Source organism: Calothrix sp. CBUCES-K 9914, assembly GCF_059640475.1.
Genome location: NZ_JBXXZH010000167.1, coordinates 1 through 21,346, shown reverse-complemented (window position 1 = coordinate 21,346; position 21,346 = coordinate 1). Strand labels below are relative to the sequence as shown.

Annotated in this window: 23 protein-coding genes; 13 read left to right on the top strand and 10 right to left on the bottom strand. The window is 40.9% G+C overall.

The window, feature by feature from the left end; translation table 11 throughout:
- Nucleotides 1–499 (bottom strand): PmbA/TldA family metallopeptidase (locus AC2JBO_RS29565; RefSeq protein WP_496957203.1); only part of this gene is annotated, 499 nt, incomplete at its 3' end.
- A 53-nt stretch (nt 500–552) separates the two neighbouring features.
- Between AC2JBO_RS29565 and fni the strand changes: the two genes are divergently transcribed.
- Together fni and sppA are read left to right on the top strand one after the other, a co-directional pair.
- The gene (fni, locus tag AC2JBO_RS29560; RefSeq protein ID WP_496957202.1) at nt 553–1,602 is read left to right on the top strand and encodes a type 2 isopentenyl-diphosphate Delta-isomerase; all 1,050 of its coding nucleotides are present in this window, start codon (nt 553–555) and stop codon (nt 1,600–1,602) included.
- Between the two features lie 202 nt (nt 1,603–1,804).
- Complete coding sequence (sppA, locus tag AC2JBO_RS29555) at nt 1,805–3,646, top strand: signal peptide peptidase SppA (protein WP_496957201.1); 1,842 nt, start codon at nt 1,805–1,807, stop codon at nt 3,644–3,646.
- Here sppA and AC2JBO_RS29550 read toward each other — a convergent pair.
- The 4 genes from AC2JBO_RS29550 to AC2JBO_RS29535 all read right to left on the bottom strand — a co-directional run bounded on the left by AC2JBO_RS29550 (nt 3,633) and on the right by AC2JBO_RS29535 (nt 6,826).
- A complete protein-coding gene (locus AC2JBO_RS29550; protein WP_496957200.1) occupies nt 3,633–3,773 on the bottom strand; it encodes a hypothetical protein in 141 nt (46 codons plus the stop codon). The genes sppA and AC2JBO_RS29550 overlap by 14 nt on opposite strands.
- Before the next feature lie 27 nt (nt 3,774–3,800).
- Nucleotides 3,801–5,000, bottom strand: a complete 1,200-nt coding sequence (locus AC2JBO_RS29545) for an aspartate aminotransferase (protein ID WP_496957199.1) — start codon at nt 4,998–5,000, stop codon at nt 3,801–3,803.
- Nucleotides 4,997–6,181, bottom strand: coding sequence for an iron-containing alcohol dehydrogenase family protein (locus AC2JBO_RS29540; RefSeq protein ID WP_496957198.1), 1,185 nt, complete (start codon nt 6,179–6,181; stop codon nt 4,997–4,999). The genes AC2JBO_RS29545 and AC2JBO_RS29540 overlap by 4 nt, the downstream gene beginning before the upstream one ends.
- A 123-nt stretch (nt 6,182–6,304) precedes the next feature.
- Nucleotides 6,305–6,826, bottom strand: coding sequence for a Ycf51 family protein (locus AC2JBO_RS29535; protein WP_496957197.1), 522 nt, complete (start codon nt 6,824–6,826; stop codon nt 6,305–6,307).
- Nucleotides 6,827–7,033: 207 nt separating this feature from the next.
- Between AC2JBO_RS29535 and AC2JBO_RS29530 the strand changes: the two genes are divergently transcribed.
- Both AC2JBO_RS29530 and AC2JBO_RS29525 read left to right on the top strand, forming a co-directional pair.
- Nucleotides 7,034–7,249 (top strand): hypervirulence associated TUDOR domain-containing protein, encoded by a 216-nt coding sequence (locus AC2JBO_RS29530; protein WP_496957196.1) that lies wholly within the window; start codon nt 7,034–7,036, stop codon nt 7,247–7,249.
- A 50-nt stretch (nt 7,250–7,299) separates the two neighbouring features.
- Nucleotides 7,300–7,641 (top strand): DUF3140 domain-containing protein, encoded by a 342-nt coding sequence (locus tag AC2JBO_RS29525; protein WP_496957195.1) that lies wholly within the window; start codon nt 7,300–7,302, stop codon nt 7,639–7,641.
- A 100-nt stretch (nt 7,642–7,741) separates the two neighbouring features.
- Here the strand turns inward: AC2JBO_RS29525 and AC2JBO_RS29520 are convergent, their stop codons facing one another.
- Entirely contained in the window at nt 7,742–8,089 is a 348-nt protein-coding gene (locus tag AC2JBO_RS29520) for a hypothetical protein (protein WP_496957194.1), read from the bottom strand.
- 650 nt (nt 8,090–8,739) lie between these two features.
- Nucleotides 8,740–9,816, bottom strand: coding sequence for an NAD(P)/FAD-dependent oxidoreductase (locus AC2JBO_RS29515; protein ID WP_496957193.1), 1,077 nt, complete (start codon nt 9,814–9,816; stop codon nt 8,740–8,742).
- Between the two features lie 136 nt (nt 9,817–9,952).
- Between AC2JBO_RS29515 and AC2JBO_RS29510 the strand changes: the two genes are divergently transcribed.
- From AC2JBO_RS29510 to AC2JBO_RS29500, 3 genes are all read left to right on the top strand, one after another.
- Complete coding sequence (locus AC2JBO_RS29510) at nt 9,953–10,801, top strand: YaaW family protein (RefSeq protein WP_496957192.1); 849 nt, start codon at nt 9,953–9,955, stop codon at nt 10,799–10,801.
- Nucleotides 10,802–10,935: 134 nt separating this feature from the next.
- Nucleotides 10,936–12,300: an O-antigen ligase family protein gene (locus AC2JBO_RS29505; protein WP_496957191.1), complete on the top strand. Its 1,365-nt coding sequence runs from the start codon at nt 10,936–10,938 to the stop codon at nt 12,298–12,300.
- A gap of 239 nt (nt 12,301–12,539) precedes the next feature.
- Nucleotides 12,540–12,911: a hypothetical protein gene (locus tag AC2JBO_RS29500; protein ID WP_496957190.1), complete on the top strand. Its 372-nt coding sequence runs from the start codon at nt 12,540–12,542 to the stop codon at nt 12,909–12,911.
- 64 nt (nt 12,912–12,975) lie between these two features.
- Here AC2JBO_RS29500 and AC2JBO_RS29495 read toward each other — a convergent pair whose 3' ends face one another.
- The gene (locus AC2JBO_RS29495) at nt 12,976–13,305 is read right to left on the bottom strand and encodes a hypothetical protein (protein WP_496957189.1); all 330 of its coding nucleotides are present in this window, start codon (nt 13,303–13,305) and stop codon (nt 12,976–12,978) included.
- A gap of 155 nt (nt 13,306–13,460) precedes the next feature.
- On the opposite strand from AC2JBO_RS29495, the gene AC2JBO_RS29490 reads away from it, so the two are divergent.
- Nucleotides 13,461–14,342, top strand: coding sequence for a hypothetical protein (locus AC2JBO_RS29490; RefSeq protein ID WP_496957188.1), 882 nt, complete (start codon nt 13,461–13,463; stop codon nt 14,340–14,342).
- On the opposite strand, the gene AC2JBO_RS29485 is transcribed toward AC2JBO_RS29490, so the two are convergent.
- The gene (locus tag AC2JBO_RS29485; RefSeq protein ID WP_496957187.1) at nt 14,293–14,844 is read right to left on the bottom strand and encodes a TRM11 family methyltransferase; all 552 of its coding nucleotides are present in this window, start codon (nt 14,842–14,844) and stop codon (nt 14,293–14,295) included. The two genes, AC2JBO_RS29490 and AC2JBO_RS29485, sit on opposite strands and share 50 nt — an antisense overlap.
- Nucleotides 14,845–14,947: 103 nt before the next feature.
- Here AC2JBO_RS29485 and AC2JBO_RS29480 point away from each other — a divergent pair, with 103 nt between their 5' ends.
- Complete coding sequence (locus AC2JBO_RS29480) at nt 14,948–15,526, top strand: Uma2 family endonuclease (RefSeq protein WP_496957186.1); 579 nt, start codon at nt 14,948–14,950, stop codon at nt 15,524–15,526.
- A 184-nt stretch (nt 15,527–15,710) separates the two neighbouring features.
- On the opposite strand, the gene AC2JBO_RS29475 is transcribed toward AC2JBO_RS29480, so the two are convergent.
- Complete coding sequence (locus AC2JBO_RS29475; RefSeq protein ID WP_496957185.1) at nt 15,711–16,559, bottom strand: M28 family peptidase; 849 nt, start codon at nt 16,557–16,559, stop codon at nt 15,711–15,713.
- Between the two features lie 170 nt (nt 16,560–16,729).
- On the opposite strand from AC2JBO_RS29475, the gene dnaK reads away from it, so the two are divergent.
- The 4 genes from dnaK (at nt 16,730) to AC2JBO_RS29455 (ending at nt 21,225) form a co-directional block, all read left to right on the top strand.
- Nucleotides 16,730–18,943, top strand: coding sequence for a molecular chaperone DnaK (gene dnaK / locus AC2JBO_RS29470; protein WP_496957184.1), 2,214 nt, complete (start codon nt 16,730–16,732; stop codon nt 18,941–18,943).
- Nucleotides 18,944–19,227: 284 nt separating this feature from the next.
- On the top strand, nt 19,228–20,223 hold the full coding sequence (locus AC2JBO_RS29465; protein ID WP_496957183.1) for a DnaJ C-terminal domain-containing protein: 996 nt from the start codon (nt 19,228–19,230) through the stop codon (nt 20,221–20,223).
- A gap of 105 nt (nt 20,224–20,328) precedes the next feature.
- Complete coding sequence (locus tag AC2JBO_RS29460; RefSeq protein WP_496957204.1) at nt 20,329–20,853, top strand: J domain-containing protein; 525 nt, start codon at nt 20,329–20,331, stop codon at nt 20,851–20,853.
- Between the two features lie 99 nt (nt 20,854–20,952).
- Complete coding sequence (locus AC2JBO_RS29455; protein ID WP_496957182.1) at nt 20,953–21,225, top strand: DUF3143 domain-containing protein; 273 nt, start codon at nt 20,953–20,955, stop codon at nt 21,223–21,225.
- Nucleotides 21,226–21,346 lie beyond the last annotated feature (121 nt).

Sequence of the window (21,346 nt, the reverse complement as noted above, 5' to 3'; positions counted from 1 at the left end):
TAAACGTTCCTTCACTGGTAGCAATCATTACTTTTTGCGCGCTGTCAGCGTAGCGAACTGAAGTTGTAGTAATGCGACTGTCTACACCTTTAAGTAGGTCTGTATAAAAATCACACAATTCTTTTTTCTTAACTAGGGGAATTTTTCGCGGGTCGGTTCCTGTTAATGGTAAATTACAACTTGCTCGTACTGGATTAATTGGCGCCAGTATAGTTTCCTCATCTCCGATTATCCTTGCAGCAGCAATAGCTTCCTCAATTCGTTCTTCAATTGCGCTAATTCTGTTGAAACTACTTAAACCCCAGCCACCTTTATAACACGCGCGAACATGTCCACCAATTGAAATGCTTTCGCTGAGAGTTTCTACTTTGTCACCACGCAATACAATATCTGTCCCTTCAGCTTCTTCAAGACGAATCATTAAATAATCGACACGTGGAGAATAACGCTTAATCAGGTCAGAAAGCAAATTTTGTGCATCAGCTAGTTTTGTTGCCATTTGATCCGGTTGTGTGAGGAGAACTATATTATATTTAACCAAAAATGATACTTATGAACATTCCTGTAAATATCTCGGCACAAACACAATCACGCAAAGCTGACCACATCCGTATCTGTTTGGAAGAAGATGTTGAGTTTCGACAAACTACTTCAGGATTCGAGAAATATCGCTTTACTCACTGCTGTTTACCAGAAATCGACTGCGATGAAATTGATATTAGTACTCAGTTTCTGGGCAAAACACTCAAAGCACCCCTCCTAATTTCCTCAATGACGGGGGGTACAGAACAAGCGGGTATCATTAATCGTCGTCTCGCCGAAGTGGCACAAAGCTATAAAATCGCAATGGGTGTGGGTTCACAGCGTGTAGCAATAGAAAAACCTCAAGTTAGCGACACTTTCGCGATTCGCAAACACGCACCTGATGCGCTGCTGTTCGCTAATTTAGGCGCCGTTCAGCTTAACTATAAATATGGTTTAGACCAGTGTCTACAAATTGTGGACATTCTCGAAGCTGATGCCCTGATTCTACACCTTAACCCCTTACAAGAGTGCATCCAACCGCGCGGTGATAAAAATTTTAAAGGTTTGCTTGACAGAATAAGTTTATTATGCTCAAAAATCCCAGTCCCAGTAATAGCAAAAGAAGTAGGTAACGGAATCTCTCAAGTAATGGCGCAAAAGCTAATCGCTGCTGGAGTTCAAGCAATTGATGTTGCGGGAGCAGGTGGTACTTCGTGGGCAAAAGTCGAAGGTGAGCGCGCCGAAACTCCTATGCAGCGGCGCCTGGGGAAAACTTTTGCAGATTGGGGTTTACCAACAGCAGAGTGTATAAGCAGTATTCGGGTAGTTGCTCCAAAAATACCATTGATAGCATCCGGGGGACTACGCGACGGTTTGGATGTAACCAAAGCTATTGCACTGGGAGCTGATATTGCTGGGTTGGCAATGCCATTTTTACGCGCGGCAGCAGACTCAGAAACGGCAGTTTGCGATTTAGCCGACGTTTTAATCGCCGAAATCACAACAGTGTTATTCTGTACTGGTAACAACACTTTGGCAAAACTTCAGTATTCAGGAAGTTTGCAGCGTCTAGAATAAGTAATGGCAACAATAAAAAAATCATAAGAATATTCAGCCATTGGCTTTTTTAGTGTTAGGAGTCTCTTAATACGTGGAAATATAAATGTATCAATAGTCATTAGTTTTTGTCATTTGTCGTTTGCTAGCAGCATGGAGCGCGAATGACTAATGCCCAATGACGATTGACTATTAACTATTGACTAATTGAAAGTGGATTGTAATGGGTAACTTTTTTAAACAAACGATTGCTAGCTTACTGGGAAGCTTACTGGGGCTATTTATATTTTGCGGTGTCGGCGCCACAGGATTTTTAGTACTACTTTTTGTGGCAGCATCAAGCGATGCTGGACCTCAAGTCAAAGACAAGTCGGTTATAGTATTTGACTTGTCGATGAACATTACCGATGCTCCACCCAGTTCGAGTGAAGTTTTTAGCGAAGTTTTCTCAAGTTCTAATGAACAACGCATGACTTTGCGAAACATTTTAGACGCCATCGAAAAAGCGCGAACTGATAAGCGAATAGTTGGCATTTATCTTGATGCAACTAAAAGCGGACGAGGTAGTAGTGTCGCAGGATTTGCCACACTTAAAGAAGTTCGACAAGCTTTAGAAAAATTCCGTGCAGCAGGCAAAAAAGTCATCGCTTATGGAATGGAGTGGAGTGAACACGAGTACTACTTAAGTTCAGTTGCTGATACAATAGTAGTAAATCCTTTGGGAGCAATGGAAGTCAACGGGTTTAGTTCACAGCCCATGTTCCTCTCCGGCGCCTTACAGAAGTATGGTGTAGGTGTACAAGTAGTGCGGGTTGGTAAATTTAAGGGTGCGGTTGAGCCATATATACTCAACAAACTAAGTCCAGAAAATCGCGAACAAACACAGAAACTTTTAGATGATGTGTGGGGCGAATGGCGAAGTGCGGTAGGAGGAAGTCGTAAAATTAACCCAACGAAGTTGCAGAACATTGCCGACAGTCAGGCAATATTAGAAGCAGCAGATGCCAAAAAGTTGAGTTTAGTAGATAAAGTCGCTTACCAAGACCAAGTAGTTGATGACCTGAAAAAGTTAACAGACGCAAAACGCGAAGATAGAACGTTTAAACAAATTAGCCTTTCTGACTATGCCGAAGCTACAGACAAAAAACTTGATTCTGAAATTTCTTCAGGAAATAAAATTGCTGTAGTTTATGCAGAAGGTGAGATAGTAGACGGACAAGGTGAAACAGGACAAATAGGTGGAACCCGGTATGCAAGAATTTTCAATAGAATTCGTCAAGATAAAAATGTCAAAGCTGTAGTATTGCGTATCAACAGTCCTGGTGGTAGTGCAACTGCTGCGGAGGTAATTCAACGCGAGGTAAAATTAACTCGTGAAAATAATATACCCGTTGTTGTATCAATGGGTGACGTTGCTGCATCAGGTGGTTATTGGATAGCGACAGATTCCAACCGAATTTTTGCTGAACCGAATACAATCACAGGTTCTATTGGTGTCTTTGGCTTGTTAATGAACTTCCAAAAACTTGCCAACGATAATGGTATAACTTGGGATGCAGTCAAAACTGCAAAATATGCAGATAATCAAACAGTCGCGCGTCCCAAATCACCAGAAGAGTTAGCAGTATACCAGCGTAGCGTCAACCGTATTTATGGCTTGTTCTTGAATAAAGTATCCCAAGGACGCAAATTACCCCAACAGAAAGTCGCAGAAATTGCACAAGGTCGCGTATGGTCGGGAACTGCTGCAAAAGACATTGGTTTAATCGATGAGATAGGTGGTTTGGATGCAGCAATAGGATATGCAGCTGACTTAGCAAAATTGGGAGACAAGTGGAAATTACAGGAATATCCAAAACGCGGCACATTTGAAGAACGCTTTTTCAGTCGCGCGGCTGATGAAGTACAAACAGCTTTGGGTATAAAAGAAGATGCAAAACCAAATCCAAAACATCTCCTAAACTCAGAACTGCAAAAACTACAGCAAGAAATTCAAGTTTTGCAAAACCTCAACGACCCACTCAACATATACGCGCGCTTACCGTTTAACCTCAAAATCGAATAATAAGTAATGAGTGCTGAGTGCTGAGTAATGAGTGCTGAGTGCTGAGTGCTGAGTGCTGAGTGCTGAGTAATGAGTGCTGAGTGCTGAGTGCTGAGTGCTGAGTTTTACTCCTAACTTTACTCAGCACTCAGCACTTTCTACTCAGCACTAGTTTTTATGCAAACGCTTCAGATTTATAGCGAATACCAGCTTGTTTGAGGCGCCGCAAAACTTCATCTAAACGGTCGCATTCGCAAATCAAGCTTACGCGCACGTATCCTTCACCACCACTACCAAAAGCATTACCTGGTGTTAACACGACACCTGTCTTTTGTAATACATCGAGTGCAAAATCTGTAGAACTCATTCCAGGTGGACATGGAACCCACAAATACATGGTGGCTTTGGTTTTACTCACATTCCAACCTAAGTGTGATAAGCCTTCGATGAGGTAATCACGGCGTGTTTGGTAACGTTTTTGAACTTCGTACAAGTAAGTATCAGGAAGTTGTAATGCAGTTTCTGCCGCTGCTTGTAATGCTGCAAAAATACCGTAATCTAAATTCGTCTTAAGTGTTCGCAGTCCTTGAATAACATGACGGTTGCCAACTACAAATCCAACGCGCCAACCTGCCATATTATAGGTTTTGGACATCGTGTGAAACTCTACACCAATTTCTTTGGCGCCAGGAATTTCTAGCAAACTTGTAGGTTGATAACCATCAAAAGCTAACTCCGCATAACATAAATCATGCACAAGAAGGATTTCATACCTACGTGCAAAAGCAACTATTTCTTCAAAAAACTCGCGATCTGCAGTTGCCGCAGTCGGATTACTAGGATAATTGAAGTAAAGAATCTTTGCTTTACGCACGATATTATCAGGAATTGCCGCTAAATCAATCAACCAGTTATTCTCTGGCTTCAAAACCAAGCTGTGAACACTTCCCCCAGCTATTAATGGCCCACGAAAATGTACTGGGTATGATGGCGAAGGCACTAATACAACATCACCTGGGTTGATATAAGCAAGCGCTAAATGTGCCAAACCTTCCTTTGAACCAAGTAAAGGTAAAGCTTCACTGTCCGAGTCTAACTTTACACCATAACGACGGTAGTACCAATTTGTAATGCAACCCCGAAAACTGGCAGTTCCTTCAAATGGCGGATAACCATGATTTGAAGGATTCTGCAACGCTTTTATCGCTGCGTCAATCACTGGTTGAGGTGTACTACCATCGGGGTTGCCCATCCCCAAGTCAATTAAGTCTAAACCTTGTTCCCGTGCCTTTGCCTTTAGTTCGTCTAACCGAGCAAAAGGATAAGCAGGTAATTTTTGTATTCGTTCTGCGGACTTTATCCAACTTAAACTCATTGCTCAACCTCGCCACTCACTCCCAAAACAGAAACGCGACTCATCGTATTTGTATCTATTGGCGCCGTCGTCGAAACCATCGCTGCCATTAACTGTTCAAGCGAAACTTTGAACGGCAGTCGGTGAATATCAGATTTAGGGTCGAGGGCAATTTCTGCGGCACTAAGCAGTTGTCGCAGAGTTACCGAAGCCAAACCTAAATCACTCAAAGAGCGTGGCAAGCCAATTTCTGCATAAAATTTTAATAGTTGCTGTCGCGCTGCCTCAGATAGCTGGCTACCTTGAACCATCTCTTCTAAGCGTAACTGCACTAAAATTCCAAAAGCAACTTTCTCACCGTGGATACTATGGCGCCCACAAATATGAGTTAAACCGTTGTGAACTGCGTGTGCTGCAACTGTACGACATTGTGCGCCACCTAAACCGCCAATTACTCCCGCAAGTAAAACGGAAGCATCAACGACTTCTCGCCAAGCTTCACCACCAGGTTCTTGTATAGCTTTACCAGACTTTTGGAAAAGAATATCACGTAAAACGCGCGCTTGCTGAACCGCAGCAATAACCATAGTTTGTTCAGAGTGTCCGCTACTAACCGAAGCTTCGTACCACTTCGCGATAGCATCACCAATACCCGCGACCAAAGTACGAGTCGGCGCCCTCTGCACCAAATCATAATCCAAAATGAGCAAATCAGGACAGCGAGCTAACCCAACGTCATAAAGAAATGCTCCTTCATCGCTATAAACATTTGACAAAGCAGTCCATGCAGCACAAGTTGCCGCCGAAGTTGGGACTGTAACCACTGGTAAATCTAATTGGTAAGCGACTAACTTCGCAGTATCCAACGCTTTACCACCACCAACACCAATAATTACATCACAAGAATGCTTTTGAGCCTCCGTGCGTAAATGAAGCAAACTTAACTCACTACAATCAGGACTGTAATAAGCACACGAACATTGCAACGCTTTGGCATTTAAAACAGGCTTTAAAAACCCTTCAATGTCAGTCAGCGTTTTACCACCAATAATCAAAGGACGCTTACCCAAACGGGCAATATCATCAACAGCAGCTGCCAACACTTGAGTACCACGAATTACCTTCGCAGGGGCAACCGCAAGGAAAGATAACGAACTAGAAGTTTGAGTAGACAACTTATCTGCTAGAAATTTATTCTTCATATAACTAATTAATTAACATTAACATTTCTGTATACTTTTTATAAGTCCTTAAATATAACCTAACTCACGGTAGAGACCGAATTAATTCGGTCTCTACAATAGTTGGCGAGGGTTTAGGCAGCGTTATGCTGTAGGTTTGGGCAATAAAGCGAACTTGTCTTGAAAAATTTCGACTGCCATATTCGAGTCATCGCGATTAGCCAAAGAGCGTTTGACTTCTCCCAAGTACAATGGTATTGAAACACCTGGTTCTGGATGAATTACAGTGCGCGCGCGAACAACCATTAGATTATTTGTACCAACCCCAAGGCGCCCATAGGAGTATAAGTCAGTTGCAGCTTGACGAAGAGTTGCGTCGAGTTGGGTTTGAGTAATTTTGTTGGGGAGGGAAATCACGGTTTGTGTAGCTCCATTGTCATAGACTAGGCTGTAGCGTATGGCGCCAGGAATAACGGTTCTTGTAAGTGGCGCCAGTGATAAAGCAAATAAACCTGCTGTCACTACCAACATAAACCCGGTTGTACCAACCAGTCGAAAGCGAATACCCCATTTAAGAACAAAAGCTAAAATCGTTATGACGACAAACGCTAAAGTAGCGATTCCCGACCACTGAGTGTATTTGACAAATTCCGGTTGGATATTCATATAAGTCTTCTAACCAGGCATTTTAAAATTCAATAACGGTATATATTCTACTACTGCTTAGGTTGCACAATTAGTTGCACAACTAAAAGGCAAGTTTTATCCCAAGTAGATAGATAGGGTAATTTATACCATAGACTGATTAATCTAGTTTTTGGCATAAACATAATTATTGGGTATATCCAACAGAAATAAAAAAGGAGAAAACCCGTGACAGAAGAATTAAAACCAGGTGACAAAGTTAAGTGGGAGACTTCGCGCGGAGAAACAGTAGGAGAAGTCGAAAAGAAACTCACCTCACCCACAGATATAAAAGGACATCACGTAGCAGCTTCTAAAGACAATCCCCAGTATTTAGTAAAAAGTGACAAAACTGGTAAACAAGCAGCGCATAAACCAGATACGCTTGAAAAAGTAGACGACTAATATCTTGAAATACCCAATTACCCATTACCCATAGACCATAATTGAAAAATATGAGTAAAGAAGTAAAATCTGTAATCGATCAATTCCGCGCGTCGGTAAATATGAAACCACGGGAACTCGAATCATGGTTGAAAACTGAAGAATCAAAATCCGTGGGAATGACGAAAGAGGGAGAAGAAGAATCAGTTGGACACAAGTCGGGAAAATATATTATCGAATTGCTACAAAAAGATGAAAATGAATATACAGAAGACGATTTAGCACACATGAAAAAAGTCGTAAGTTATATTCATCGTCATTCAGCACAAAAACCAGAGGGTGATATTAAACATACCCACTGGTGCTATTCTTTAAAAAATTGGGGATACGACCCAGTAGCGTCACGCACCTGACTGTAAATCGCATTTTTCTTTTATCCAAATCATTCGGTGCGTGACGCTACCAGATCATTAACTTAGTTTAATAATTGTTGTAGCATCACGCACCCTACTTTTATCCAAACCAGTGCGAAGGTTCACAGTTAGGTTGAACGGTATTATTAAACAATCTGCTAATCCATTCAGATTTTTGCTCCATAATCAAGCGAATACCTTGATGGATTATGCTTTGTACGTGCAACTTTGCTTGCAACGGATTGCGTGGTAACTTATCCTTGATTCCGCAGGTAGTATCAAAATCACTATCTAAACAAGGAATTTGACTAGCAACATAATCTACTAGCTCCTGACGGAAATCAGGAATTGCGAAGACTTGCTGATAAGGTGTATAAGGATATGTATCTAAAACCTTTTGAATTTCTGCAACAACCGACTCTAACGTTAATTTAACAGCAGTTTCCATATCCATACTCCCTTGATTCTCGTTATACCAATCTGAATACCAATCTGAATACCAATCTGAGTGAAAGTTTTTTTAAGCAAGCGAAAATAGCTCAATCGAGTTCTTATACTAATCGAACTAGAGTGAAGCTTTGCCCCTTAAACAAAACTTTATTTTTAGTAAACAAAATTTTACTTTTAATTAACATTAGCCTGCCGACAAACTAACTTGGTAGACAGCCATATGTTAATTATTGATTTTTTCTGACTTTTGGCGCAAAAAATACACAAAACTCATTGTGAACATTTGGGCAAAATTAGCTAATAGTTAAAAATATAAATAATGAATATATTATTAAGAATTAGCTTTCAACTACATGACAATTACAGCTATCAATGCGAGCTGGTGCATTTCAAAATAATGAGTAAAAAAAGATACTCAAAGGTTGAGTGAAAAGCTTGCACTGTATATACAGGAACAAGTGTAATTAAGTAATTGGTATCAAAACTTACGACTCATTCATTCTAAGAGACAATTATTGCAATCGGTAGAGACATCAAATCTTTTTAACTATTTCTTAAGATTTAGCTCAGATTCTAGTTCAGATGGGTTGTAGGGTCGGCACATAACATATACGTGGGCTAAGTAGAAAACCTAGCCACAGGTAATTATTAGTACTTAAGCAAAGTAGGTAATGAAGTAAGCTTTGCTAAAAAATTAGTATTTTCTAGCGTGCTATTGGGTTTAAGTAGAGAATTGATAGCGCTTGCCGAGGAAAGTCCAGAGTCAATGGCGCCAGCAATCAAATTACCTCCGCACCAATCACCGCAACAAACTAAGCGTTGTGAGTCAGCCGCGAGAAGGGTTTCTTGTAAGGGGGTACGGGGAAAAGCGTAACGCCAACGATGAACCTGTATCCAATCAGGATGTGCGAGCCAATCAAATCCAATTAAATTAGCGGCAGCATCTAACATATGTTGTCCAACAGGTTGTAAATCTTGAGTTTCCAAATTTGATGAGGCAAAATCAGCACTGCTTTGAACTACAAAAACAGGTTGAGAAGCGTTAGGGCGTTTAGTGCTGTCAAAACCAACCCATCCTAAGATACTATCGTTTTCAAATGTCATAGCTCGCCATTGAGGAAGTGGTAGTGATGTTAGAGGATAACCAGCCATGACGCTAATGCTAGGGAAAAACTCAACCGAACGCAGTTTGTCAATAAATGTCGAATCTAGAATACTACCTTCGAGTGGTTCGAGTAGCGTTAAAGCTTGAGGCGCCGGAATTGCAATAACTAAAGCTTTTGCAGTTATTTGCTCATTGCTTCCTTCGAGAGTCAGGCGCCACTCGTGATTTGAGTCAAGATTAACTTTAATGACACGCTCATTCAGAATTACGTCTAAATCTTGGGCGAGAAATTTGGCGACAGAACTCATTCCTTCCGGACTTACATATCTAGGTTGCATTGATGACACAAAGTTCTCAGACTTTTCCATAAAAGTACCGTCCCAAACTTGAAGAACGTTACGCTGTACAAGTAACTCAATGAACTGAGTCATCAATTTACCTTTTGGCTTGATGTAACATGCACCGTGGTCAGCACAAGTATCATGCAAGCGACGAGTTGCGACTCTGCCACCAAAACCGCGAGATTTTTCAACTACCAACACTGAGTATCCAGCTTGACTTAACTGCTGCGCGCAAACTAAACCAGCCATTCCGGCGCCTATTACTACAATATCTGCCATAGGTTAGTGGTTAATGGTTCAAGTAATGATGGTCAATGGTCAATTAGCCCATTAGCTATAAGTATTACCATTGGGCAACGAAACCTGATAGTAGAATAGGGAACAGAGACAGAGCTTCGTAATGGAGGAAGGGAAATTGGATGAGCTGAGGGTAGCCTTGGAACTGGCAACAGAGGATGAATTAAAGGATTTAACAGCAATCCTGTTTAGTCGTAAATTCAACCCCCTCGATTACGTACAGACACCCGAACCAATCGAAGTGCAAAGCCAAAGCCGTGAAGCTTGGCTGTTAGCGCTTGAAGAACGCTTTCGGTATTTAGCCGCCGATGGTATCACGGTTTTACGGGGACGCACGAATCAAGTTACTTACCGACAAGCTTTAATTCAGGTTTGTAAGTATTTGAAAGTAACTTATTCAGAAGATTTGGCGACGGTTGATTTAGAGGCTGAAGTCTTTTTACATTTATTAGGGCGCGTTTGGCGGAAATTACCTGCTGCGGACAAACAAAAGTTGACCGAGCGAGTACAAGCGCAGCTAGCAAAATCAATATCTACCAACGAGCCGCTACCTTTATTATTGCAGCCCGACCCACTCGGACTGTTATTTAAAGGAGGTAGTGCGCTGGCTTTAACTTCAGTAGTTCAACCGCTGTTGCTTAGACAAATCGCGCGTCAATTTGCTACGCATTTTGCAGCGTACCAAATGGCACGTACTGCAGCACTGGAAGGTGGGAGAGTAGCAGCCGGACAGTTCCAAAATTACGTAGGTTTACAAATGGCACGTCAAGGAATGGCGGTAAATGCAGCACGTTACGGCGCCGCGCGTACAGTGTTTGCGTTTATTGGTCCAATGATGTGGACGTGGTTTCTTGCTGATTTAGGGTGGCGGACAATAGCAACAAACTACGGTCGGATTATCCCTACGATTTTTACAATCGCTCAAATTCGTCTAACTCGTGGCGAAGAATGTTGGGAACCGGCTTGACATTGTTGTCATTAGTCATTAGTCATTAGTTTAAAAGTTTAAAAGTTTTTAGCCATTTGTCTTAGTCCTTCGTCATCAGCCCTAGGACATATAGACGAAAAACCAAAAACAATTAACATTACTACTTTTGACAAATGACTAAACAAGGTTCACAGCATCCAGATTCAAAATTACAACTACCTTGGAATATCGCTCAATTTGGAGCGCTAATTTTAGCTCTAATGCCAGCACTGGGGGTAATTAGCTTAAGCTTGGCACTACTTATTACTTGGGCATTTAAGTACAAAATTCTGATTAGGCGCCCTTTATGTCAGGGATTTGGGATTTTTAGCTTACTACTTATCGTCACAACGTTCTTTGCACAGGATAAAATACCTGCACTACTGGGATTACCGAATTTTTTACCCTTTATCTTATTAATATGCGCTTGTAATGTTTTAATTCAGACTACAGCACAACTGCGGCGCCTATCTTGGCTACTGGTAATCACTTCTATACCAGTTACATTACTTGGTTTCGGGCAAATGTTCTTAGGCTTAAAAACCCCCGAATTAATCTTCAACCTTTTTGGCTGGACAATTGAACCTGATGGAAACCCTGTAGGTCGGATGGCATCAGTATTTATGTACGCCAATATTCTTGCAGGTTATTTAGTAATGGTTTTTATTCTTGCGTGCGGGTTGTGGTTAGAGAAGATAGGGGAAAAAAAAGGTATTTCATACTCAGCACTTGTAAAGACGCGAAATTTACCTTCGGTACACTTCGTGAACGCGTCTCTACACTCATTACTCTTTCTGACAATTGCTGTGTTGCTTAATTTTGCTGCATTGATTTTAACTAATTCACGTAATGCTTGGTTAATAGCAGTTCTTGCAATAGTTGCTTATGCAGTTTTTCAAGGGTGGCGCCTTATAGTCGGTGCGTTTGCCCTAATTACAGCTAGTATACTTTCAGCAGCATTCATGCCGGCGCCGATTGCTGGGATATTTCGTACATTTGTTCCTGCATTCTTTTGGGCACGTTTAAACGACCAAATGTACCCAGACCGACCAGTTCAACTAATGCGAACAACACAATGGGAGTTTGCCTGGTCAATGACACAACAGCGTCCTTTAACTGGTTGGGGAATAAGAAACTTTACGCCTTTATACCAGGAAAAAATGCACATTTGGCTAGGACATCCCCACAACTTCTTTTTGATGCTGTCCGCAGAAACAGGAATACCAAATACATTATTATTTATTGGTTTAATAATTTGGATTTTAATCGACAGTATACGGGTACTAAGACAATCAATATGTTCTGAAAAAGATAAGTTAATATTTTTCAGCTATTTTCTAGTTGCCATAGCGTGGGTAATTTTTAATACGGTAGATGTAAGTTTATTTGACCTACGGCTTAATACGCTTTCGTGGTTGTTGTTGGGCGCCGTTTCCGGTGTGGCGTATCGATATAACCACGGGAAAAAAGAACTCGACAACTCACTTAGCAAGCCATAAATTTTCAGTGTAAATACTACTGCCACACCGTTATCAAAGTTAATAAAATTACTAATATTCACGTCCATGACTGTGATGTGACTAATGTGGCATTAGTCACTGTTGCTGATTGTTGGGAAGGTGTAGGTAAAACCCTGTTACGGGTTTCCCTGCATAACAGGGCATCTATTTTTTAGGTGCCCTTTATTTATAAATTCCAACTATAAATTTTTTTAAATACATCAATAAAAAAATCATTTATGAACACATATTCAAAGCTTGTAATATACCTGCTTGGTATATTTACCTGGAATCTCCTATCCCTACCAGCAAAAGCCTCTGTCGTATGTAAAAGCGGAACTGTTGTTAATCACCCAAACGGTCAACTAAACCACTGTGTTCTTGCAAAAAACCTAACCGTACAAGTTGTAGTAAATAACATTGCTGCGACAGTCCCTTGCAAAGCAAATGAATATGTAACATTTACAGAAAAAAGTATGTTTCAAAACTGTAGACTTTCAGAAAATATCCAAATATTGCACGGCTACTCAGCCGGAACATGTAATAAAGATATGATGGTTGACATATCTACACAAGCAGACGAAAAACAATATCTTAATTGCCGTTATTGATTTTTTAAACATACGTATAGTGGGCATTGCCCACCCTACAAATACGCATTAAAACGACAAACAATCATATCCTACCGCAAGTTCCTGTCTCATTAAGACGAAAAGTTACAAGCCAACCGCTAGGATACTTCTGGCGAGCTTTTGCTTCAGCCGTTTGTTCCGAAGGGTCAATAAAGTAGTCTCCACTGTTTGGCTCAATAATAATGAACCAGTTGTAATGGTTATCAATTAATTGCGGACAAACTTGGTTAAAAAAGATTTTAGCTTTACTGCATCGTGCATCAAGCTCAACTTTTCTTCTAGCTAGTTCTTCAGGTGGAATTGTGAATTCAGGAAATATTCTACCTTGACGATGAGGGCGCCGAGGATGACGAATTGGTTTTACTTCTGTCATGGTTTAATTAAACTACGGCTTTGTAACTATAATATACAGATGTATCATTGGCAACTTCTCCAGTAGAGCGTTAAATTTAACAGGGAAATCAGGTACATTGTGATCTGGTGCAATATCCAGGACATAAACTAATAGAAGGCATTGAAAACCCATACATGCCACAAAGGTATAGAATCAAGCTACTAGAAAGACTCGCACTTTCTCCAATTATTCAAGAACGACTCAAAGCCGCAGCACACTCTGATACCCCTTACCGCACGTTAGAACAATTAGCAGGAGACTTAGAATTACCAATTCGTATAGCAGTTAAATATCATGCTAATAGCCCAACTCAACTAATTGAGCAAATAGAAGCTCAACATGAAATAGCTCAAAACTGGGAAACTAACCCAGAGGAATTAACTGTGCTTAGTAATAGTCCTTGGTCTTGGATTCGTTTAGCAGTCGCGCGTAATCCCTACACACCACCTGAAACATTAGCAAAGTTAGCGCAAGATTCGGAGGAGAAAATACAGTTTGCTGTTGTGTATAACCTTGCTACACCAAAAGAAGTACTCGACCTACTAGTAAATAATTATTACCAGGAGATTACGGAAATAATCTCAAAGCATCCTAATGCTTCTGAGCAAGCCTTAATAGAGTTGTTGCCTAAACACCATGAGTATATCTGTATGAGACCTGACTTACCTGCCAGTGTATTAGCAGAACTAATTAAATACAATTCTGGACGCGAAAATAGATATAAAGAGGAATTAGTTAATAATCCAAATACTCCAGGTGAAACGCTTACACAACTTGTAGATTTTCCTGTACCTGTTGCAAAGCATCCAAATGTACTAGCTAGCACTCTCGAACAATTAGCCCAACATTCTTCTGCAAAGGTTCGTTTAGCAGTATTTCAGAATCCCAAAACACCTGACCTTATTAAAAGTAAACTGTTAGAGGATTTTTTACAAACAGAAGATTATGAAATTTTTCTTGAACTGGCTATATGTACTGAGACACAAGAAAATTTGCTATTACACCACCTGGTTTGAGAACGCGCGCTAGTTCATAAATTACAAAGCACATCTCGTAAAAGTAGTTACGAATCATTCGGATAATATTTACGTTAAAATTTATTGTTTTTATTTGGTTAATAATCAAGCTTAATGCTTCTACGTTTATTGTTCGTGCATTGATTTTTGCTTCTATGGCAAAAACACCAACGGGTAATAGTTCAATTCCAATAGTTTGCCAATTTAAATCACTTGCAGTAAATAATGATGTCCCAACTCCTGCAAAAGGGTCAAGTAAGGCGCCTGGTTTTAGTTTTAAAGTTTCAATTAGGTATGTAACAAGCTTTTCTGAAAACCCTTCTCGATATTTGAACCAAGAAAACTGAGTTTCTCTGTTGGCTTGAAAACTAACTAAAGTTCTATCTAAACAAGGGTTATGAATAATTTTAGATTTGAATTTATTGTAAAGGGCGCCTCTTTCATGAGAAGAAGTAATGAGTTGTAAACTGGTTTTCTCCAAAGTGTTGTTTGTGTCCATCATTTAAAAACCTGATTTATACTTATTTTTTCAGACAAACCCAGTTTTTGTGAGTTGGCTTGTACAATACTAGGTAAAGGCTTGGAAAGATTAGGGGTAATAACCGATGATTGCACAAGTTGAAGAAAAAAAATATTATACGCATGAAGAATATTTAGAGTTAGAGGTTAACTCGCCTGAACGCCATGAGTACATTGATGGTGAAATTATACTTATGACTGGTGGTACACCAAATCACAACCAAGCTGCTGGTAATTTTTATGCTGCACTTAACTTCGCGCTTAGGCGCCAACCCTATCGAGTTTTTGTCACTGATCAAAGACTATGGATTCCGAAAAAACGTATTTATACTTATCCAGACGTTATGGTGGTTCAAGGCGACCTACAAATGCAAGAAGGGCGCCGGGATACGATTACAAACCCGCTAATAATTGCTGAAGTTTTATCGGAGTCTACTAAAAGTTACGATAAAGATGATAAGTTTGCCGCATATCGGACTATTCCGACTTTTCAAGAGTATATTTTAATCGACCAATACGAAGTACATGTTGAGCAGTATTTTAAAACTGATACAAAACGTTGGACTTTCACAGAATACGATGATTTGAATGAAACCCTTTGTTTAAATTCTATAAATTTTCAAATTACTCTAGTTGATATTTATAATAATGTTCAGTTTGAATAGAAATATTGATCCCCCCAACCCCCGCGTGGAAGGGGGGCTAAGAGTAACAAGTTTGTTTTTAATAAATAATTCATCCGTTACATCCGTTGTATCCGTTGCAAACCTTTCCTCTGTGTCCTAATAGTCTCTGTGGCAAAAAAATATACTGACTGCACAGGCGAGACGCCCGTGCTACAAGAGGGAATTACAATTTCCTAATACCCTTCTCTATTCCCTCACATACTCCTGTCAAAAAATCTAAGTCCAAAGTTTCGATAGTATCGCTTGGTTTATGATAATGAGGATTTCGCATATTCGCGGTATCAGTAATCATAATCGCAGGATAACCAGCATCCCAAAACGGTGCATGGTCACTACGCCTAGTATCACGTACAATTAAACCGCGATTAGGTACAGGCAACCACTGACTAGACACACCAACTTTGCGAATACTACGACTAAGAGATATCAAGTCACGTAATGTTCGCCAGTTGCCAATTAAGCCAATAAAGTCGCCACGATTAGGATAAATCTTTTCTAACGGCGCCGGATAAAGTTGTGAGTTAGGTGTTTTCACGCAGTAACCTAGCATTTCTAGCGAAATCATTAATCTTAAAGGCTGCTGTTCTTCTTTTAATTTTGCCGCGTAGCTAATACTTCCCATCAAGCCATACTCTTCCATATCAAATGCAACGAGTCGCAAAGGATATCTAGCAGGTTCGGCAGCAAACATCCGCGCGAGTTCGAGTAATACTGCTACACCCGTGGCGTTATCATCGGCGCCAGGAGAACCTAGTACAGTGTCGTAATGGGCGCCAATTAAAATTGGTGGCAAGCTAGCCTTTTCAGACTCTGCCTGACAAGGTAAATTCAATATGATATTGCTACAGTTTTTACCACTAACTTTAAAGGTGTGGATTTCCACACTTCCCCATTGGGCAAATGAAGTTTGAATGTACTGTTGGACAAAGAAATGTCCACCCGATGCTATGTATGGGTCGCGTTCGCGAACAATTTGATTCAGGTGAGTAATAAGTTGCGTAGAGAGGTTCACGGAATTAAAGGAGATGAAAGGAAAAATAGAAAAAGAAAAGGTATATATATTGAATCTATGTGTAGCAGCCTCCTGCCTTCATTCTTTCAACTGCAAGATACAATAAGTCAAGCATTAGTTTCTGACAAAACAAATAATTTTATTAAGACACATTAGGAGAACAGTAACGCATGGGCAAGGTAGTCGGCATTGACCTGGGTACAACCAACTCAGTAGTTGCTGTCATGGAGGGTGGCAAGCCGGTGGTGATTGCCAATGCCGAAGGGACGCGCACAACACCCTCCGTTGTCGGCTTTAGCAAAGACGGTGAGCGAGTTGTTGGACAAATGGCACGGCGCCAAACCGTCCTTAACCCGCAAAATACTTATTTCGCAGTTAAGCGTTTTATCGGCCGTAAGTATTCTGAACTTAATCCTGAATCAAAGCGCGTTCCTTACACTATCCGTAAAGACGAATACGGTAATATCAAAATTGTATGTCCGCGTTTGAGTAAAGATTTCTCTCCCGAAGAAATTTCAGCGATGGTTCTGAAAAAATTGGCTGACGATGCTAGTCGCTATTTGGGGGAAAAAGTAACTGGGGCAGTTATTACAGTTCCTGCTTATTTTAACGATTCGCAGCGCCAAGCTACGCGCGATGCTGGTCGAATTGCTGGTTTGGATGTTCTTAGAATTCTTAACGAACCAACTGCTGCATCTTTAGCTTATGGTTTAGATAAAGGTCGCAGCGAAACTATCCTCGTGTTTGACTTGGGTGGTGGTACTTTTGATGTCTCGGTGTTAGAAGTTGGGGACGGTGTTTTTGAGGTTAAGTCTACTAGTGGAGATACTCAGCTAGGCGGTAATGATTTTGACAAAAAAATAGTTGACTGGTTGGCGGAGAAATTCCAAGAAGATCACGCTATCGATTTGCGACGCAGTGACCGTCAAGCTTTACAGCGTTTACTCGAAGGCGCTGAGAAAGCCAAAATCGAGCTTTCCGCTGTTAGTGTTACTGATATAAATTTGCCTTTTATTACTGCTACCGAAGATGGACCTCAACATATTGAAACGCGCTTAACTCGCTCTGAGTTTGAGGGGTTATGTGAAGATTTATTAATGAGAGTGCGAACACCTGTCAAACGCGCGCTTAAAGATGCTGGTTTACGTCCTGATGATATCGATGAAGTGGTATTAGTAGGTGGTTCGACGCGGATGCCAATGGTAAAAAGGTTAGTTGAAGATTTAATTGGCATCGAAGCAAACGAAAATGTTAACCCTGATGAAGTTGTAGCTGTAGGTGCCGCAATTCAAGCTGGTATTATCGGCGGTGAACTCAAGGATGTTTTATTACTTGATGTCACACCATTATCAATAGGGTTAGAGACAATTGGTGGTGTCGCAAAGAAATTAATTCCCCGCAATACTACAATTCCCGTTCGTCGTTCGGATATTTTCTCAACGTCAGAAAATAACCAGAACACTGTGGAAATTCACGTAGTTCAAGGTGAACGGGAAATGGCGACGGATAACAAATCTCTTGGTCGTTTCAAGCTTTATGGTATCCCACCAGCACCGCGCGGTATTCCCCAAGTACAAGTATCTTTTGATATCGATGCGAACGGGATATTACAGGTAACAGCCCTCGACCGCACCACTGGACGCGAGCAAAGTATTACTATTCAAGGCGCCTCAACATTGAGCGAGTCAGAAATTACTCAAGCTATTCGCGAGGCTGAGAAATTCGCCGAAACCGACCGTCAACGTAAAGAAAAAGTCGAAAAGCGCACTCGTGCGGAAGCGTTAATTTTACAAGCAGAACGTCAACTGCGAGAAATCGCTCTAGATTTTGGAATGCAGTTTGCCCGCAGTCGGCGCCAGCGTATTGATAATATATGTCGTGAACTGCGCGAAGCATTGCAGGCAAACGACGACCGAGGTATCGACCAATCCTACGCTGACCTTCAAGACGCATTGTCCGAATTGAACCGCGAAGTGCGCGCGTACTATGCGGATGATGAAGATGATGATTTGTTCGGCACCATTCGCGACATCTTTACAGGTGGCGATAAAGAAGACCGAGATGATAATCGTGGTTACGGTAGAGACTCTGGTCGTGGTGATTATGGCCGAGACTATAATCGAGACTCTGGTCGTGGTGATTACGGTCGAGATTATAATCGAGACTCGAATCGTGGTGATTACGGTCGAGATTATAATCGAGACTCAAATCGAGACTCGAATCGTGGTGATTACGGGTCTTCTGGTGGAAGAAACTCTGATAGAGATTCGAGGAATGATTACGATAGAGGAGGACGTTCAGATTTTGGCAAACCTCCGGAACCGCGTCGCGAGCGTCCGAGTTATCGAGATAATTGGGATGACGATGATGAAGATTGGCTGTAACTTTCGAGTAGTGGCGGGTTTTCCCGCCTTTACGTTATGTCGTCTATCTGATAGTCGTTAATTATGTAGTAATTTAATGCTATGTAATAAATTCTCAATGTCATATACAACTTAATACGGAATAGTAGCGCGTAGCTAGTAATGGTAATTGAATCAGTAGATGCGCCCTGCCCTACTGTATTAAAACTGTATTAAAACTGGTAAAAATTTATAATCTCTATTTATTAGTCTGATTATTGGTCTGAATAGAACAATCATTCATAAAGAACGCTAGACACCTAATTATGCCACTCAATTTGCAGAATTTTCGAGATTACTACGAAATTTTAGGAGTATCCAAAGATGCCTCTTACGAGGATATTCGGAAAGCCTATCGAAAATTAGCGCTTCAATATCATCCCGACCGTAACCAGGGTAATGCTCAAGCCGCAGAAAAATTTAAAGATATTAATGAAGCTAAAGAAGTTCTTTTAGACGAAGTTCGACGAGCGCAATATGATGATTATTGTCGTCATTGGAAGCAAAACGGTTTTACGAACAAAACTCCAAAAAGCGCCACATGGGGAGGTAGTAATAAGAATAATCGCAGTAACGGCGCCGTAGACCCCGGTCAATTTAGTAGTTTTGACGAATTTATCAACCAAGTTATTGGTGTTGGCACCAGTAGCAAAGACACAAGAACAAGTACTAACGGCAACACAAACGGTAATGCCGACCCATTCCGTAACACAACTCGCAAAGTATCTTACCCCGCTAAGGAACGACCACAGCGTCGTGACATCGAAGCACGCTTGACTATTCCACTTTTCAAAGCATATCAAGGTGGTTTAGAACGAATTCGTCTCGAAGATGGACGTTCTTTAGAAGTCAATATGCCATCTGGAATGGTAACAGGACAAACAATTCGCCTGCGTGACCAAGGGATAAATGGTGGTGATTTATACCTAAAAATTACAGTCGAGCCAAATTCACAATTTAAAATCGAAGGTTTAAATGTTTTGTGTCAGGTTCCTGTTACCCCAAGTGAAGCTGTTTTGGGTGGACAAATTGAGGCGCCAACTTTAGATGGGCCAGTCAAGATGTCGATACCAGCAGGAGTACGTTCTGGTCAAAGATTCCGGCTTGCAAACAAGGGTTATCCAAACGAAACTGGTCAACGTGGCGACCAACTTGTTGAAATACAGGTTGTTACCCCTAAAACCGTTAGCGACCAAGAACGCGAACTTTACGAGAAGTTACGGCAAATCGAAACTTTTAAACCGCGCGCTGATTTACTTTAGTTGACTTGACGTACTACTATCATCTCCCACCCGATGTTTGATAGCTTTAAAATAATAAAAAGCTTAATAGCTATTAATCATTTACAAGATTTTTCTGGTGGGGAAATGCAACAGAGCAGCGAACCAACTTATTATGCATTGTTAGGACTGCATCCAAGTGCGTCTGTAATTGATATTCGACGTGCGTATCGTGAACTTAGTAAGTTATACCACCCAGATACTACTGAGTTGCCAGAAAATGTTGCTACAGCTAAATTTCGACAAATCAATGAAGCTTATGCCACTCTTAGCAGTCCAGAGCGAAGGTTAAACTACGACTTTAAAATCGGTTATTCACGTTTTGGAGTAATTCAGGCGCCTCCCGATTTAAATCGTCCATATCGTTCTTATGATTGGAGTAAATCAGCTTATCTCGACGCTACCGACCGTCCGCTCTCTGGTGGTGAACTTTTTGCACTCTTTATTCTGGGACTAACGTTTGTCGGCTGCTTGTTACTTGTTGCTTTCGTTGGTTTAACGCGCGGCGACAGCGCATTTGTTCCAATAAGTCAACAGCCAGTTTCTGTTGAACAGCAACTGACCAAATTACCTTCATCAACAAAACCCCATACATTAAATAGCGGTTTGTAAGCTAAAAAAGATAAAATTTGTAATATTAGCGTAGTCATCTTTTGATGACACCTGTAATTATTATTTACAGGTATTTTAATCTCCTCGTAATTTTTTACTATGTCTTATATTTCTGCTGACACACCTTTATACAGCCATCCTCTGCCACAAATAGAGCAATGGCTACGTGAGCAAGGCTGCGAACAAGATGGCAAGGAACTACACTGCTGGCGCCTAGAAAAATCAAATTGGAACGCCGAATTGTGGCTTGATGTAGAACAAATCACGGTACGATACATCCAAGCTGGAGAAAACGGACAAGATATTCAACGTTCGTTCAAATACTCGCTGAGTCGAAAAGATATTGAACAAGCAGTTTTTGCAGGACCTTAAGAGAGTGCTGAGTAGAAAGTGCTGAGTTCTGAGTAATAACTTCTAACTACTTACTCAACACTCAGCACTCAGCACTCAGCACTCAGCACTCAGCACTCAGCACTCAGCACTCAGCACTCAG